Below are 14,565 nucleotides of genomic sequence, written 5' to 3'. Positions count from 1 at the left end.
TCGAGCTTTGGCCACTGGGGGGAGCGTCGTCTTGGGGTCAGGCGGCGAGGCGGCGTCGCGACAGGAGGACGGCCTTGCGAATCTGCTCCAGTTCGGCGGACCGTTGTCGCGGCGTATGGGCGTCCATCACATGGCGCTGTCCGGCGCGGGCCAGGGCGATGCGGTCGTCCGGGTTGCGGATCAGGCGCTCCATGGCCTCGGCCAGGGTTTCGGGGGTGACCGCATCGACATAGAGGGCGTGGTCGCCGCTGGCCTCGCGCAGGCCGCCCCGGCCGGATGAGATCAGGGCCGCGCCCGCCGCATGGGCCTCGACCGCCGTCAGGCCGAAGGGCTCGTCCCAGACCGAGGGGGTCAGGGCGATGGCGGCGGTCTTCATCTGGTCGCGCACCTGCGACAGGGGGGCTGAACGCAGGACGGCGACGCGGGCGCCGTAGCGTTCCAGTGGGGCGAGGTGCGGCGCGGCCCAGGCGGCGTGTTTGTCCCAGTCATTCAACATCAGCACCGCGCGCCAGTCGGGATGGGCGTCGAGCACGGCAGGCAGGGCGGCGCACAGGACGTCCAGCCCCTTTTCCGGCATGGCGCGGCCGGCGAAGGCGATGACCGGCTGACGATCTTCCGGCGGGGCGAACCAGGCGGCGGCGTCGATGGCGTTGGGCAGGGCGTGGGCGCGGTCGGCGAGACGGGGATAGGTGCGGGCGAAGGCGTCACGCTCGGCCTCGCTGACGAAGATGAAGCCGTCCATTCGGCCAAAGCGGGCGGCGTAGCGCCAGCGGTCCAGCAGATGGCGGGCCGGCTTCAGCGCGTTGTGCCGGTACAGCAGGTGGGCGGCGTCGGGGAAGCGCGAGGAGACGGTTAGGGCCTGTTTGACCTGCTGGTGGTGTTCGATCAGGTCGGGTTTGAAGGCGTCCAGGGCGGCGAACAGCGCGCGCTGGCGGCCCTGGCGCGGCAAGGCGAAGACGCCCGGCGCATTGTGGTCGTCGGCGCCCTCGTTGCAGAAAATCCGGGTCTCGTGCGCCGTGCCGGAGGTCAGCAGGGTGCGGACGACCGTCTCCATCGAGTTGGGCTGGGCTTCGGAAAAGAGACAGCCAGGGGGCAGGAGGACGGCGGTGCGCAAGGGATGATCCGACGAGAGATTCGCCGCCTATAGGCGGTTTGTGTCTCGTCCGCGATGGGTTTGTAACGGCGGCCCGGCCGTCGCTATCGTCAGCGGCGTCGGGCGCGCAGTCGCAGGCGCATCGGTTCGCGGCTGCGCAGGGTGATCTGGTGGACAGGGCGGGGTTCGGCCGTGGTCAGGGCCTCCACCTCGGCGGCGCGCAGGATGGCGGCCAGGGCGATCATCGCCTCCTGGATGGCGAAGGCGGCGCCGATGCAGACACGGGGACCGGCGCTGAAGGGGATGTAGGCGTAGCGGTCGATGGACTTGCGGTTCTGCGGCAGGAAGCGTTCGGGCTTGAAGGCGTCGGGGTCGTCCCACAGCAGGCTGTGGCGTTGCAGGATCCACGGCGAGATGATGACGGTGGCGCCGGCCTTGATCGGCTGGCCGCCGATCTCGTCGTCGGCCAGGGCCTTGCGGGCCATGGTCGGGGCGGGCGGGAACAGGCGCATCGTCTCGTCCAGCACGGCGCGGGTCCAGGGCAGGGCGTCGGCCCATTTGGGATCTGAGACGTCGAAGGCGTCGGCCTCGGACTGGAGCCGGGCCAGGTATTCGGGCTGGCGCGACAGCAGGTGCAGGGTCCAGCCCAGGGCGCGGGCGGTGGTCTCGTGCCCCGCCAGGATGAAGGTCAGGATGTTGGCGGCGACCTCTTCGTCGCTCAAGCCGGGACCGCCGTTCTCGTCGCGGGCCAGAAGAAGGGCGCTGAGCAGGTCCTCGGGCGGGGCGTCGCCGGATTCGATGCGGGCTCGGCGGGCTTCGACCAGTGTGGTGACGCGCTGCTCGAAGAAGCGGGCCGAGCGGAAGCTGGCGAGACGGCCCAGGCGCGGGGCCCAGTCCGGGGCGCCCAGCACGTCCAGCGGATCGATGCGGGCGCCATTGGCCAGGAACTGGTTCAGGGCGCGCTCGAAGCCGCGCGCCTCGCCGCCCAGCTCGTCCGAGAACATGGTGGCGGACAGGATGTCGAAGGTCAGGCCGGACATCTCGGAATCCATGTCGAGCACCCGGCCGCGCGCGGACAGGGACCAGCCGGCGACGCGGGCCTGGCAGACCTCGGCCATGCGGGCGTTCAGGGTGGCCATCTTGGCGGGGGTGAAGAGCGGGGCCAGGATGCGGCGGGCGCGGCGCCATGTGTCGCCCTCGGTCAGCAGCAGGCCCTCGGCCAGCATGGGGCCCAGCACCCGGCGTTGCAGGTCGCCCTTGACGTAGTTGGCGGCGTTCTCGGTCAGGACGTGACGGACGCCCTCGGGGTGGCTGACCACCAGGATCTCGCCGAAAGCGCTGTTGCCGTGCAGTTGCGGCTCGGTGAAATGCCGCTCGGACCACATGCGGATAGGGTCGCGCCAGCTGATCCACAGGAAGGGCAGCAGCGCCAGGGGGCCGCCCGTGCGACGGGGCGGGACGGCGGGGCGGAAGATGGCGTCGGCGGTCGTCGCGTCCATAAGACGCTCCTGTTCAAATCGCCCGTCAGCCGGGCGCGTCGTCCCTAAAACGCGCGATCTGGTGCATGCGTTCATGAAGCATAGTGGACCAGCACGACGTCAACGAGAAGGCGACGTCCTGCCGATGGCGCCGAGCAGCCGCGCCATATCCTCAGCACTCAAATCCTTCGAGCCCTGGCCTGAGGCTGCGGGCTTCAAAACCGGGGCCGCCGGCGCCGCTTCACCCGATTGAGCGGCTCTGCGCTTTTCGCGTCGCTCGAACAGAAAGCGTTGAAGACCCCAGACAAGGTGAGGCGTCCACGGTTGGCCGCAGGCGGTTGTCTTCCGCAATTTGTTCAGAAGGCCGGCGATCTCGTTGGGTCGGGTGAAGCCGTTCTTGAAACAGGCGCGGAGCCACGGATCGAGCTCATCCAGAAACGCCTCTTTGGATAGACCGCGAAAGGCGAAGTGCTTCAGTTCGTCTCTCGTGATCTGTGAAGGCTTGGACGGCGTCCGTGCGGCAGGCCGCCCCGGCTTCCGCTCGGCAAGACGTCCCGTCGGCGCAGTTTTGGAACCGGGAGAACGCGCCCGTTTTCCGCCGCCGGGATAGGATCCTTTAGCCAAGTTCAGTTCGCCTTAGGGGCGGTCGTCGCCCAGGTCTTCATTTCGGCGATCTCACGCGTCCGAGTGTCGATGACCATCTGGGCCATGCGCCGGATTTCCGGATCGCGGCTGTCGCGAAGGGCGACCCGGGCCGTGGCGACGGCGCCTTCGTGGTTGGCGATCATCTTGGCGACATAGGCCTGATCCGCAGTCTGAGCCGCTGCCTGCATTTCCGCTGTCGTGCGGGTCGCCGCCGCCTGGTTGGCGGCCGAGGTCTCGCGCAGCGCCTGCTGCACCGGATCGCCGCCGCCGTCGCAGGCCCCTAGCACGAGGAGCAGCGCGATCGGCGGGGCGGCGCGGATCATGCGGCGTCGCCGAGCCAGCCCGGCATCCAGCCTTCGTGCCATTCGCGCAGGTGGGCGACGGGGATGCTGAACAGCTCGCCCTTGTCGCCCTTGGAGGCGAAGGCGTCGCCGCCGGCGTGGCCGACGACCGAGGCGTGAAGGCCGGCGGCCTGGGCCTTGGCGATCAGGGCGTCGGCGTCGGGGACGGCGACCAGATAACGGGCCTGATCCTCGCCGAACAGGAAGATGTGGGCGTGGGCGGCGCTGGAGGCGTCCAGGGTCACGCCGACGTCGGAGGCCAGGACCAGGTCGGCGGCGGCGCCGATCAGGCCGCCGTCGCTGAGGTCGTGGACCACGGTCAGATCGCCGGCCTCGATCAGGTCGCGCACGAAGTCGCCGGTCTTCTTTTCCAGCTTCAGATCGACGGGGGGCGGGGCGCCGTCCTCGCGGCCCAGAACCTCGCGCAGATAGATGGAGGCGCCCAGTTCGCCGTGGGTCTGGCCGATCAGGACCAGCGTATCCCCGGCCGCCATGGTCGAGAAGTTGGTCACGACGTCATAGTTGGGCAGCAGGCCGACGGCGCCCACGGTCGGGGTGGGCGGAATGGCGACGCCGTTGGTCTCGTTATACAGGCTGACGTTGCCGGACACGACGGGGAAGGCCAGTTCGCGGCAGGCCTCGGCCATGCCGTCGATGGCGCGGACGATCTGGCCCATGATCTCGGGGCGCTGCGGATTGCCGAAGTTCAGATTGTCGGTGATGGCGATGGGGCGCGAGCCGACGGCGGTCAGGTTGCGCCAGGCCTCGGCCACGGCTTGCTTGCCGCCCTCATAGGGGTCGTTCTGGACGTAGCGGGGGGTGCAGTCGCTGGTTACGGCCAGACCCTTGTCCGTGCCGTGGACGCGGACCACGCCGGCGTCGGCGCCGGTGGCCGAGTCCTGAAGCGTGTCGGCCATGACGTGGCGGTCGTACTGTTCCCAGATCCAGCGCTTGGAGGCCATGTCGGGGCAGGCGATCACCTTCATCACCGCATCGGCCCAGTTCTCGGGGGCGGGGATGTCGGCGGGGTTCAGCTTCGGCTGGAGCTCCGGCTGGACCCAGGGGCGGTCGTAAAGGGGGGCGTCGTCAAACAGGGGCGCCAGGGGCACGTCGCAGACGGTCTCGCCGTGATGCTTCAGCACCAGACGGCCGGTGTCGGTGGTGACGCCGATGGTGGCGGCGTCCAGGCCCCATTTCTTGAAGATGCGTTCGCCGTCGGCCTCGCGGCCGGGCTTCAGGACCGCCAGCATCCGCTCCTGGCTTTCCGACAGCATCATCTCATAGGCGGTCATGCCCTCTTCGCGCTGGGGCACGGCGTCCATGTTCAGCTCGATGCCGACGCCGCCCTTGCCGGCCATCTCGACCGAGGAGGAGGTCAGGCCGGCCGCGCCCATGTCCTGGATTGCGGCGACGGCGCCCGAGGCCATCAGTTCGAGGGTCGCCTCGATCAGCAGTTTCTCGGCGAAGGGGTCGCCGACCTGGACGGTGGGGCGTTTCGATTCCGACTCGTCGTCGAACTCGGCCGAGGACATGGTCGCGCCGTGGATGCCGTCGCGGCCGGTCTTGGAGCCGAAATAGACGACCGACAGGCCCGCCGAGGGGGCGGCCGAATAGAAGATGCTGTCGGCCTTGGCCAGGCCGACGCACATGGCGTTGACCAGGATGTTGCCGTTGTAGCCGGCGTGGAAATTGGTCTCGCCCGCCACGGTCGGCACGCCGACGCAGTTGCCGTAGCCGCCGATGCCGGAGACGACGCCCTTGACCAGGCGCTTGGTCTTCTCGTGGCTGGGGTCGCCGAAGCGCAGGGCGTTCAGCAGGGCCACCGGGCGGGCGCCCATGGTGAAGACGTCGCGCATGATGCCGCCCACGCCCGTCGCCGCGCCCTGGTAGGGTTCGATATAGGAGGGGTGGTTGTGGCTCTCCATCTTGAAGATGCAGGCGTCGCCGTCGTCGATGTCGATCACCCCGGCGTTCTCGCCCGGGCCGCAGATGACGCGGTCGCCGGTGGTGGGGAACTTGCCCAGGTGGATCTTGGAGGATTTGTACGAGCAGTGCTCGGACCACATGACCGAGAACACGCCTAGTTCGACATGGTTGGGCTCGCGGCCCAGCCGGTCGAGGACGACCTGATATTCGTTCGGGGCCAGGCCGTATTCGGCGGCCAGATCGGCCATGGTCTTGGCGGGGGTCTTCTGGGGAGCGCTCATGGCGGGGGCTTCTAGCCGGTGATGGGCCGATAGGCTATATTCTAGACAGCATTTTGGGAGTTCTAGAATGGGCCTCAGCATCAAGCGCGCCGAGACGGAGCGCAAGGCGCGCGCCGTCGCCGAGCGGCTGGGGGTCAGCCTGACCGAGGCCATCGACATCGCCCTGGACAAAACCTGGAAGGAACTGACCGCCGACGAGGCGGCGGCGGAGCGGGCGAGGAAGCGCGAGGCGCTGTTCGCGCGTATCCAACAACGAGGCCCAGGCGACGGCCGGAGCCTGGCTGAGATCGAGGCTGAAATGTACGGCGACGCCGGCGAGCCCGTCTGATGGTGATCGACACCTCTGTCCTGTTCGCGATCGAGATGATGGAGCCCGAGGCGACGCGTTTCGACGAGATGATCAGGGGCGCGCCGCGTCGGCTGATGAGTGTGGCGAACGTACTGGAGCTCGTTACCGGGCTGACCGCGCGGCGGGGGCGCGACCAGCGGCCGACCGTGGACGATCTGGTCGCCGACTATGACCTCGACCTGGTCCCGGTCGATCAGGCGCAGATGCGGATCGCCTGCGAGGCCATGGTGCGGTTCGGCAAGGGGCGGCATCCGGCGCGGCTGAACTATGGCGACTGTTTCGCCTATGCGCTGAGCCTTAGCAGCGGTGAACCGCTGCTGTTCAAGGGCGACGACTTTTCGAAGACGGACGTGGCGATCACGATGTGAGGGCGGGGGGAACGTCCGGGGCCTGGGCGTCATTTCGTGTGTAGCCAACACGGAGTTTTATCATGACCGACACCCCCATCGACCCCGCTGCGACCCCGGAAGACGAGGATCTGCCCGAGATCGCCGCCGACGACGCCGGCGCCTCGGCCATGGCCGAGCAGGCGCAGAACGAAGTTGAAGATGAAGATGAAGGTGCGGGCATCTGATGCGCACCACCCCCTCCACAAAGGTCACGCCGGCCACCGGCCAGCAGATGGATCGGTCCAATGATCGGGCCACGACGCGCGAAATGGACAAGGCCGCGCCCGAGCAGGCGATGATCAGTCGCATGCAGCGACTGACGGGACAGGCGACCGGGATCGGCAGCGTCGGCTTTCAGGAGACTGGCGCCTTCGACGTCGGCGCCGGGGAAGACCCTACGCGTGATGCGCCCGTAGCGCCCGCCAAGGCCTCCTAGCGCTCGACCCCCGGTTTCAGGCGGAAGGCCAGCAGCACTCCCCCGACCAGGAGAGCGATCGCAGCGGCCAAGGCGGTGAAGGCGACTGCGGGCTTTTCGGTCTGTTCAGCCACGAAGGCGCCGAGCAGGCCCCAGGCTGTGGGCAGGGGGTAGGCGATGGTCCGCAGGCTGGCCGTCACCGCGAGAGCGACGCCGGTGGTCACGGCAATGGCCAGCATGGCCCAGGCGCCGGGCGACAGGGCTGCCGGCAGGGCCTCGAAGGCGGTCAGGGTGGTGATCAGGTTCAGCGGCGCGGCCACGGTCAGCCAGCCCGCGAGCGCCGCCAGGGGCCATACCAGCAACAGCCGGTCGCGATCCGTTCGGCTGAGCGCCCGGATGGAGCCGGAATAGGCCAGAAGCGGCGCCAGTAGCGCGATCAGGGAGGCGAAGATGACGATGACGCTGGCCGCCTTCAGGTTCAGGGCGGCGACGACGATCCACATGCCGATGCCGAAGAAGGCCACGGCCGACGGCCAGCCCATCCGGTTGATCAGGATGCTCTCGCCCGTCTGGGGCAGCACCTGGCGGACGGCGTAGGCCAGCAGGCCCAGATAGATCAGGCCCCATATCGAAAAGGCGTAGCCGGCGACGCGAAGGGTCGAGTTTCCATCCGCCGCGAACTCGGCCTGGGTCAGGCCCAGATCGGCCAGGTTCTGCACCAGAGGCACGACCACGGCGAAGACGGCGGCGGCCAGAACCACCAGACGGCGGGTCCGCTGGGCGGGGGTGGGGCGGAGGATCGAGGACATGCGGGTTCCGATAAGACGGCGGTCAGGTTGAGTGTACGCGCCGAGAGGCCGGAAGGTTCACCTTACCGACGCGAAATGTGAAGCTTGCCGTGAGCGCGGTCGGCGTGCTGGGCTGCGGGCATGAGGAAATCCACCGCGCACTTGATCCTGGCGCTGATCGCGACGGCGGCTTGCGTCGTTGCGACAGCCGGGCAGACGCAGACCACGACCCAGACCTCAGCGCAGGCGGTGGTGCTGACGGCGTCGGCGCAGGCGGCGTGGGGGCGGGTGCGGCAGGCGGCGACGCCGCAGCAGGCGCTGGAGGTTCGCGCCTTTCTGGCGGCCTTGGCGACGGCGAATGGGCGGCCGATCATGCCGACGCTGGATGTGCGCGACCTGGCCTCGGGGCGGGCGGTGTCGCTGGATGATCCGGCAGTTTTTCAGCGCCCGCAGGCGCATGAGGCGACGGTCAACGTCGCCGGGCAGTTCCTGGTCTTTCGACCGCTGTCGCGCGCCAGCCTGGACCCCTTCTTCGGTCGATAGCGGAACCGGCGGCGCGGCCGCCGGTTGTTCAGGCCAGCACAAACTGGAGACCGCCATGGCCGACCGCGACGACGAAACCCCCCGCTTCGAAACCGACGAAGTCGAAGCCAATCACGCGATAGAGAACGGCCAGGGCGTCGGCGCCCGCGAACTGGCCGCACAACGCGATCCCGGCGGCGTCGTTACGGCGGACGAGGATGAAGAGTTGGAAAACGGCGTGTCCGTGATCGCGGATCAGGATGACGAGTTGGACGAGAGCCTTGCCGTTCAGGGCGTCGATGACGCCGACTGATAATCGGCGATCTACTGCAGCTTGAAATAGATGGAGAAGGTGATCAGCCCGTCTTCGAGCCGTCGTCCAGTGGTGACGCCTTCCTCTGTGAGCTCAACGCGCGCGCGGTCCATCGACCGCAAGGCTTCGCGGCTCAGACCATAGCCGCGGGGCGACTCGCTCTCGACCTGACACTCGTTCAGTCGGCCGTCAGGAAGGATCGCGCAGGACAGGACGGCGTAGCCTTCAGATGGCCACCGCCCGTTCACCGGGGCGGGGAACTGCGGCCGGGGAACGATTCGCCAATTGATCGCCGGTGGGAGGCCTCGTCCGTCACCTTCGGTCTCCTTATCCCTTGGATCGACAAGGGGGCGGCCGCAGGCGGTCAATGTCTGCTCAATGGCGGTGCTGGACGGGTTGATGTCCATCACATAGCGGTAGCGGCGGTCATCCGATCCCTGAGCGACGATCTGAAGCTTGCCGCCTTTAGCCAGGCGGCGCGCCACCATGGCCGGGATGCGGCTGAAGGCCGTCGTGCGGTCGTCCCCGACGGTCCAGACGGTCTGCCGGGCGCCGTCTTCGTTTCCGACCGCAAGCCCGAGATCGCGAGTCGTCGCGCGCGAGGGCGCTTCGGGAAGGCCCATGATCAGCAGGTCGTAGGCTCCGTCCACGCATCGTGCGGCCAAGCTGATGCCTGACGTGAATTCCGCCACGGCGAGCGTGGCCTTTTGCTCGGGGACGACGGTCACCACCCAATCCTCCCGCCGAACAGCCGAATTCTGGGCCTCAACGGGATCGGTGGCGGTCTGGGTTGCTGCGAGGATTAAGGCGAAAAGAACGGCGTTCATGGCCGTACTTCGCCTCAACGGCAGATTGCCGTCAAGCCGCCGCGTAGATGCTCTGGAACAGAACCGCGCCGTCGGCGGAGCCCAGTTCGGCCTCGAAGGCGCGGTCGGGGTGGGGCATCATGCCCAGGACGTTGCCGCGGGCGTTCTGGATGCCGGCGATGTCGTTGACCGAGCCGTTGGGGTTTTCGACATAGCGGAAGACCACCTGGCCCTCGCCCTCGATCCGGGCCAGGGTTTCGGCGTCGGCGAAGAAGTTTCCGTCGCCGTTGCCCTGGGTCATGGTCACTTCGCGCTGACCCTGATAGCCGGCGGTGAAGCGGGTCTGGCCGTTGGCGACGGTCAGGGCGATGGGCTTGCAGACGTATTTCAGCCCCTTGTTGCGCAGCAGGGCGCCGGGCAGCAGTCCGGCCTCGCACAGGATCTGGAAGCCGTTGCAGATGCCGACCACGGCGACGCCGTCGTCTGCGGCCTTCTTGACCGCCTGCATCACCGGCGACTGGGCCGCCATGGCGCCGCAGCGCAGATAGTCGCCGTAGGAGAAGCCGCCGGGAATGACGATCAGGTCCAGGCCCGACGGCAGTTCGGTCTCGGCGTGCCAGACCATCGAGACGGGCTCGCCGGTGGAGCGTTCGACGGCGACCTTGCAGTCGCGATCACAGTTGGAACCGGGGAAGACGATGACGGCTGCGCTCATGGCGCGGCCCTCTAGCACCGTTTTCGGGAAATGTCAGTGCGCGGGTTCAAGAAGTCCGAGGCGGGTCTCGATCCGGTCCAGTCGCTCGCCGTGGTCGCCCAGGGTCGCGTAGATGTTGCTGATGTCCTGTTGGACGCCCATCACATAGCTGCGAACGGCCTGAACTTCGGATTTCACTTCCCGCATGTCGGTCCGCAGACGCCCAACATCCAAGTGGATCGACTTCAGCACTTCGTAGATCAGGTCATTGGTCGCTTCGGCCATGACCTATCCATATCAGAATTGCGCGAGCAACGAAACGCTCAGGTTGCGGCCCGTCCTCGCCCCACCAGCCAGGCGATCACGAAGATCGCGAACCCGCCCAGGGACAGGCCGACGCCGACCCAGCCGGTCGAGGTCCAGCCGTAGCCAGCGGCGATGGCCATGCCGCCCAGCAGGGGACCGATGGCGTTGGCGGTGTTGAAGGCGGAGTGGTTCAGGGCGGCGGCCAGGGTCTGGGCGTCGCCGGCGACGTCCATCAGCCGGGTCTGGAGGATGGAGCCGAGTCCGCCGCCGCCGCCGATCAGGAAGACGACGACCATGACCGCCCACAGGTGCGGCGCGGCCAACGGATAGAGGGCCAGGGCGGCGGCGCTCCAGAGCAACAGCCCGCCCGCAGCCTTGAAGCCGATCCGGTCGGCGGCCCAGGCGCCCAGGATATTGCCCAGGAACATGCCGACGCCGAAGACGGCAAAGACCCAGGGCAGGATCTCCGGACCCACGCCGGTCACCGCCTGAAGGGTCGAAGCCAGATAGGCGTAGACGGCGAACATGCCACCGAAGCCGACGGCGCCGACGCCCAGGGTCAACCAGACCTGGCTCCGCTTCAGGGCGCCCAGTTCGCGCATCGGGCTGGCGTCGGCGTGGGCCGGATCGCGGGGGGCGAACAGGGCGATCAGACCCATGGTGATCACGGCCAGGACACTGACGATAGCGAAGGTCCAACGCCAGCCGAAGGCGTGGCTGATCATATTGGCGAAGGGCACGCCGATCACGGTCGCCACCGTCAGTCCCATCAGGACGGTCGAGACGGCGCGGGTGCGCAGGTGCAGGGGCACGACCGAGGCCGCGACCAGGGCCGCCACGCCGAAATAGGCGCCGTGCGGCACGCCGCTGAGGAAACGGAAGACCAGCATCCATTCATAGGTCGGCGCGATGGCCGACAGGCCGTTGCCGATGGCGAACAGGGCCATGAAGCCGATCAGCAGCAGCCAACGCGGGCTGCGTGCGCCCAGCACCGCCAGGATCGGCGCCCCGACGACGACGCCGGCGGCGTAGGCGCTGATGACATGGCCGGCGGTCGGGGCGTCGACGCCCAGGCCGGCGGCGAAGTCCGGCAGGATGCTCATGGCCGCGAACTCGGTCACGCCGATGGCGAAACCGCCCATGGCCAGGGCGATCAGCACCAGGGCCACCTGGCCGGCGGCCAGGGGGCGGTAGGGGATGTCGGACTCAACGACGGCGCCGCCAGCGGCCATGAAAACGATCCATGCGGGGGAGGGGGAATGTTGCGATGCAACATAGGTCGCCTCCCCCCTGGATCAACCGCGTCAGCCGCGGTTTTCGTAGGTCGCCGTTATCGAGGCCTTGGCCAGGGTGTGGAAATACAGGTTGAAGCCGAAGACGGCGCCGGAATCGTCAGCGGTCACATCCAGCCGCTCTACGTCCACGGCGAAGACGGTGAAGATGTAGCGATGCGGGCCGTGGCCGGGCGGCGGGGCGGCGCCGCCGAAGCCGGCCTTGCCGTAGTCCGTGCGCCCCTGGACGGCGCTGAGCGGTAGGTGGCCGCCGGGCGAGCCGGCGCCGGTCGTCAGTTCGGTCACGTCGGCGGGAAGGTTGGCGACGGTCCAGTGCCAGAAGCCCGAGCCGGTCGGGGCGTCGGGATCATAGCAGGTGACGGCGTAGCTTTTCGTGCCCTCAGGCGCGCCGGACCAGGCGAGGTGGGGCGAGGTGTTTCCTTTCGCGTGGACCTGGGCGTCGTGCAGGACGCCGCCGTCCTGAATGTCGGTGGAGGTGAGGGTAAAGGTCATGGAACACTCCGATGGGGCTCCCAAACCTAGTCATCCTGGTCCCGAACGGAAAGCTCAGCCCTCGTTCGTCGACAGCTGCCCGCTGGGGGTCAGAAGGACGGGTTTGCCGGACCCCGGCGGGACCGTCGAAGGCCAGCGGAAGCCCAGGAGCCGATCCTTGGCGATACGAGCCACCCTGACGGCGTTCGACTGATTGCCGCCCAGGATATGATAGGCCTTGTCGTCCTGGCCCATGTAGAAGCCCACATGGCCCAGCCAGCCTTTCGGATCGCCGCGATAGAAGACGGCGACGGCCCCGGCCTGCCCGGTCGTCTGGACGCCGAACTTCAACCAGTTGCGGGCGGAGAGCGGGTTGTTCGGCAGGGGTTCGGCGCTCAGGGTCGAGCCGATGCAGTGGGCGACGAACAGGCCGCACCAGGGGACATCATCGCCCTTGTAGCGGATGCCCAGGGCCGACGCCCATTGCAGGATAGCGGGGTTGTTGGCGGTTCCCGGCGCTTCCGTCGTGCCGAGCAGACGCCGGGCGGCCTGGAACCAGACCAGCGACATGTCCACCAGGGGGTTGGTGACGGTGGCGTCGAGCCCCAAGGCCGCAGCCGTGCGCGGGCCGACTATGCCATCGACCGTCAGGCCCTTGCTGGCCTGAAAGGCGCGAACCGCAGCGGCGGTCCGCGTCCCCCAGACGCCGTCGATCGGACCGGGATCGAAGCCCTGAGATTTCAGGGCCAGTTGGATATCGGTGAACGTCATAGGCTGTCCTCCCAAAAATTGGGAGAACGATGATCTTTAATTGAGGTTAGGTCAACCTCAAGTTGTTCTTGCTCTGCGTCTTAGCGCCGGCGGCGCCGGGTCGGACCTTAGTCCTGCGCGTCTCAGGCCGCCTCGATGCGGTAGCCTTCGATCACCGTATTCGCCAGGAGCTGTTCGCACATCTTCTTGGCCTCGGCCTGGGGGTCTTCGGCGCCGGCGAGGTCGAACTCGATCAGCTTGCCGACGCGGGCGTTCGACACGCCCGACCAGCCAAGACCTTGCAGGGCGCCTTCGACGGCCTTGCCCTGGACGTCCAGGACGCCGGGCTTGAGGAAGACGTGAACCTTGATTTTGGCCATCAGCCATTGCCTTTCATGAAGGGAGTGAAGTCGGACCAGTTCTCGACGCGGAAGCCGCGAACGTCCTTCACGCATTGGGGGAACCAGGGCAGAGCCTTGAGGGCGGTCATGGCCAGGGTCAGATTAGCGAGGTCCGGGATCTCAGTGAGATAGACGCTTTGTTGGACGCGGTGGAAGTCATAGCGTTTCAGGGTCCGTTCGATCTCGCGATACGCCTGCCTCACCCCGGCGGGATGGATAGCGGTCGTCTCGTTGAGGTCCAGATCGAAGGAAATCGCGAACATCAGGCCAGGGGGTCGTTTTCGGCGTCGGCCAGCGGATAGTCGAAGGCCTCGTCACTGTCGATCATACAGGCCCTGACGCGGTCTCCGACGATGGCGGTCACCTCATAGGCCGGCCCAAGGCCGGCGATGCGGCGAAAGCGGCTGGTTCCGGCCAGGTCAATGGCCCGCCGGAAGTCGCCGCCTTCTTCCGCGACGCCTGTCATCAGTGCAGGCCGCCCTGAATCACCGTCGGCATGCCCTTCATGATGCCCAGGCGGCGGGCGACCTCGGTGTAGCTTTCGATGACATTGCCCAGGTCGCGGCGGAAGCGGTCCTTGTCCATCTTCTCGCCGGTCGTGGCGTCCCACAGACGGCAGCTGTCGGGGCTGATTTCGTCGGCCAGGATGACGCGGCTGAAGTCGTTTTCCCAGATGCGGCCGAACTCGATCTTGAAGTCGACCAGGGTGATGCCGACGGCGCCGAACATGCCCGACAGATAGTCGTTCACCCGCACCGTCATGGCCAGGATGTCGTCCAGTTCCTGGGTCGAGGCCCAGTTGAAGGCCGTGATATGCTCTTCGGTGACCATCGGGTCGTTGAGCTCGTCCTTCTTATAGTAGAATTCGATGATCGAGCGGGGCAGGGGCGTGCCTTCCTCGATGCCCAGACGCTGGCTCATCGAGCCGGCGACGATGTTGCGGCAGACGACTTCCAGCGGGATGATCTCGACTTCGCGGATCAGCTGCTCGCGCAGGTTCAAACGCTTGATGAAGTGGTTGGTCACGCCGATGCCGTTCAGGCGCGACATGATGAATTCGCTGATCTGGTTGTTGACGACGCCCTTGCCCTCGAGGACCGCCTTTTTCTGCGCGTTGAACGCGGTGGCGTCGTCCTTGAAGTACTGGATCAGGGTGCCGGGCTCAGGTCCTTCGTAAAGGATCTTGGCCTTGCCTTCGTAAATCTTCTTGCGCTTGCTGTTCATATTCCGGTCCCGGCCTACGGGCGCCTTCCAGAAACAAAAATCGCGCGGCCATGGTGGAAAGGGGAAGACCCGGTCCTGGCG

22 protein-coding genes are annotated in these 14,565 nt (G+C 67.4%); 6 read left to right on the top strand and 16 right to left on the bottom strand.

Going from position 1 to position 14,565, the window contains the following annotated elements:
* Positions 1-37: 37 nt before the first annotated feature.
* The 5 genes from ACW177_RS13530 to purL form a co-directional block, all read right to left on the bottom strand.
* Positions 38-1,114, bottom strand: coding sequence for a glycosyltransferase family 4 protein (locus ACW177_RS13530; RefSeq protein ID WP_492026207.1), 1,077 nt, complete (start codon positions 1,112-1,114; stop codon positions 38-40).
* Positions 1,115-1,203: 89 nt separating this feature from the next.
* A complete protein-coding gene (locus ACW177_RS13525; RefSeq protein ID WP_492026206.1) occupies positions 1,204-2,592 on the bottom strand; it encodes a cytochrome P450 in 1,389 nt (462 codons plus the stop codon).
* 99 nt (positions 2,593-2,691) lie between these two features.
* Complete coding sequence (locus ACW177_RS13520; RefSeq protein ID WP_492026205.1) at positions 2,692-3,195, bottom strand: hypothetical protein; 504 nt, start codon at positions 3,193-3,195, stop codon at positions 2,692-2,694.
* 2 nt (positions 3,196-3,197) lie between these two features.
* On the bottom strand, positions 3,198-3,539 hold the full coding sequence (locus ACW177_RS13515) for a DUF305 domain-containing protein (protein WP_492026204.1): 342 nt from the start codon (positions 3,537-3,539) through the stop codon (positions 3,198-3,200).
* Complete coding sequence (purL, locus tag ACW177_RS13510) at positions 3,536-5,764, bottom strand: phosphoribosylformylglycinamidine synthase subunit PurL (RefSeq protein WP_492026203.1); 2,229 nt, start codon at positions 5,762-5,764, stop codon at positions 3,536-3,538. Before purL ends, ACW177_RS13515 begins: the two co-directional genes overlap by 4 nt.
* A 67-nt stretch (positions 5,765-5,831) precedes the next feature.
* Between purL and ACW177_RS13505 the strand changes: the two genes are divergently transcribed.
* From ACW177_RS13505 to ACW177_RS13490, 4 genes are all read left to right on the top strand, one after another.
* On the top strand, positions 5,832-6,092 hold the full coding sequence (locus tag ACW177_RS13505; protein WP_492026202.1) for a type II toxin-antitoxin system VapB family antitoxin: 261 nt from the start codon (positions 5,832-5,834) through the stop codon (positions 6,090-6,092).
* On the top strand, positions 6,092-6,481 hold the full coding sequence (locus tag ACW177_RS13500; protein ID WP_492026201.1) for a type II toxin-antitoxin system VapC family toxin: 390 nt from the start codon (positions 6,092-6,094) through the stop codon (positions 6,479-6,481). The genes ACW177_RS13505 and ACW177_RS13500 overlap by 1 nt, the downstream gene beginning before the upstream one ends.
* 62 nt (positions 6,482-6,543) lie before the next feature.
* The gene (locus ACW177_RS13495) at positions 6,544-6,687 is read left to right on the top strand and encodes a hypothetical protein (RefSeq protein ID WP_492026200.1); all 144 of its coding nucleotides are present in this window, start codon (positions 6,544-6,546) and stop codon (positions 6,685-6,687) included.
* Complete coding sequence (locus tag ACW177_RS13490; protein WP_492026199.1) at positions 6,687-6,938, top strand: Tat pathway signal protein; 252 nt, start codon at positions 6,687-6,689, stop codon at positions 6,936-6,938. The genes ACW177_RS13495 and ACW177_RS13490 overlap by 1 nt, the downstream gene beginning before the upstream one ends.
* Here ACW177_RS13490 and ACW177_RS13485 read toward each other — a convergent pair.
* Positions 6,935-7,726, bottom strand: a complete 792-nt coding sequence (locus ACW177_RS13485; RefSeq protein WP_492026198.1) for a TspO-related membrane protein — start codon at positions 7,724-7,726, stop codon at positions 6,935-6,937. The two genes, ACW177_RS13490 and ACW177_RS13485, sit on opposite strands and share 4 nt — an antisense overlap.
* A 120-nt stretch (positions 7,727-7,846) precedes the next feature.
* Here ACW177_RS13485 and ACW177_RS13480 point away from each other — a divergent pair, with 120 nt between their 5' ends.
* Together ACW177_RS13480 and ACW177_RS13475 are read left to right on the top strand one after the other, a co-directional pair.
* A complete protein-coding gene (locus tag ACW177_RS13480; protein ID WP_492026197.1) occupies positions 7,847-8,248 on the top strand; it encodes a hypothetical protein in 402 nt (133 codons plus the stop codon).
* A 55-nt stretch (positions 8,249-8,303) separates the two neighbouring features.
* Complete coding sequence (locus ACW177_RS13475) at positions 8,304-8,540, top strand: hypothetical protein (protein ID WP_492026196.1); 237 nt, start codon at positions 8,304-8,306, stop codon at positions 8,538-8,540.
* A gap of 11 nt (positions 8,541-8,551) precedes the next feature.
* On the opposite strand, the gene ACW177_RS13470 is transcribed toward ACW177_RS13475, so the two are convergent.
* The 10 genes from ACW177_RS13470 to purC all read right to left on the bottom strand — a co-directional run bounded on the left by ACW177_RS13470 (position 8,552) and on the right by purC (position 14,484).
* Entirely contained in the window at positions 8,552-9,367 is an 816-nt protein-coding gene (locus ACW177_RS13470) for an energy transducer TonB (RefSeq protein ID WP_492026195.1), read from the bottom strand.
* A 31-nt stretch (positions 9,368-9,398) separates the two neighbouring features.
* On the bottom strand, positions 9,399-10,061 hold the full coding sequence (purQ, locus tag ACW177_RS13465; protein WP_492026194.1) for a phosphoribosylformylglycinamidine synthase subunit PurQ: 663 nt from the start codon (positions 10,059-10,061) through the stop codon (positions 9,399-9,401).
* A gap of 33 nt (positions 10,062-10,094) precedes the next feature.
* The gene (locus tag ACW177_RS13460; RefSeq protein WP_492026193.1) at positions 10,095-10,325 is read right to left on the bottom strand and encodes a hypothetical protein; all 231 of its coding nucleotides are present in this window, start codon (positions 10,323-10,325) and stop codon (positions 10,095-10,097) included.
* Positions 10,326-10,363: 38 nt separating this feature from the next.
* Positions 10,364-11,578: an MFS transporter gene (locus tag ACW177_RS13455; RefSeq protein WP_492026192.1), complete on the bottom strand. Its 1,215-nt coding sequence runs from the start codon at positions 11,576-11,578 to the stop codon at positions 10,364-10,366.
* 72 nt (positions 11,579-11,650) lie between these two features.
* Positions 11,651-12,130: a YbhB/YbcL family Raf kinase inhibitor-like protein gene (locus ACW177_RS13450; protein WP_492026191.1), complete on the bottom strand. Its 480-nt coding sequence runs from the start codon at positions 12,128-12,130 to the stop codon at positions 11,651-11,653.
* Between the two features lie 54 nt (positions 12,131-12,184).
* The gene (locus ACW177_RS13445) at positions 12,185-12,880 is read right to left on the bottom strand and encodes an NlpC/P60 family protein (protein ID WP_492026190.1); all 696 of its coding nucleotides are present in this window, start codon (positions 12,878-12,880) and stop codon (positions 12,185-12,187) included.
* A gap of 122 nt (positions 12,881-13,002) precedes the next feature.
* Positions 13,003-13,239, bottom strand: a complete 237-nt coding sequence (gene purS / locus ACW177_RS13440) for a phosphoribosylformylglycinamidine synthase subunit PurS (protein WP_267514161.1) — start codon at positions 13,237-13,239, stop codon at positions 13,003-13,005.
* Positions 13,239-13,523, bottom strand: a complete 285-nt coding sequence (locus ACW177_RS13435) for a hypothetical protein (RefSeq protein WP_054766402.1) — start codon at positions 13,521-13,523, stop codon at positions 13,239-13,241. Before ACW177_RS13435 ends, purS begins: the two co-directional genes overlap by 1 nt.
* Complete coding sequence (locus ACW177_RS13430; protein WP_492026189.1) at positions 13,523-13,726, bottom strand: hypothetical protein; 204 nt, start codon at positions 13,724-13,726, stop codon at positions 13,523-13,525. Before ACW177_RS13430 ends, ACW177_RS13435 begins: the two co-directional genes overlap by 1 nt.
* Positions 13,726-14,484 carry a phosphoribosylaminoimidazolesuccinocarboxamide synthase gene (purC, locus tag ACW177_RS13425; protein WP_008263270.1) on the bottom strand — a complete coding sequence of 253 codons (759 nt, stop codon included), beginning with the start codon at positions 14,482-14,484 and terminating at the stop codon, positions 13,726-13,728. Before purC ends, ACW177_RS13430 begins: the two co-directional genes overlap by 1 nt.
* Positions 14,485-14,565: the final 81 nt, after the last annotated feature.

The sequence above is a fragment of the Brevundimonas sp. AVps23W genome (assembly GCF_058681395.1).
The sequence above is the reverse complement of the archived record's forward strand: the minus strand, read 5'-3'. Positions and strand labels throughout refer to the sequence as shown.